This window comes from Aliiruegeria sabulilitoris (assembly GCF_001558155.1).
Lineage (GTDB): Bacteria > Pseudomonadota > Alphaproteobacteria > Rhodobacterales > Rhodobacteraceae > Tropicimonas > Tropicimonas sabulilitoris.
Genome location: NZ_LOAS01000131.1, coordinates 1 through 463, shown reverse-complemented (window position 1 = coordinate 463; position 463 = coordinate 1). Strand labels below are relative to the sequence as shown.

The 463-nt window shown below is 63.3% G+C and carries 1 protein-coding gene; it reads left to right on the top strand.

All coding sequences use genetic code 11. The features are described from left to right. A partial coding sequence (locus AX756_RS24865) for a tyrosine-type recombinase/integrase (protein WP_156461703.1) occupies nt 1–463 on the top strand: 463 nt, incomplete at both ends.

Here is a 463-nt window from a genome sequence, read left to right as displayed (position 1 = left end):
TCCATCCTCTCCGAGGCGGTCGAGCGCGAATGGATGGCGGCCAATGTCGGGCTCGAGGTGAAGATGAAGCGCTCGAAGCGTGGCACCGAGGAACGCATCATCCCGACCAAGGACGAGATCCGCAGGATCCTCGACAACGCCCCGGAGAGCCATCGCGCGCTGCTGGTCACCGCCATCTTCACCGGCATGCGCGTCTCCGAGCTGCGCGGGCTGACCTGGAAACATGTCGATCTCGATCGCGGGGTGATCTTCGTTCGCCAGCGCGCCGACGAGCAAGGCAAGATTGGCGCGCCCAAGAGCCGTGCCGGGGTGCGGGATATCCCGATGGCGCCGATGGTGAAGAACACGCTCGCGTCCTGGAAGCAGGAAGCGCCCGACAGTGCTTTGGATCTCGTCTTCCCCAACTCGGTCGGCAAGGTGCAGAGCTATTCCAATTTCTACAACCGGGTCTTCAAGCCGATGC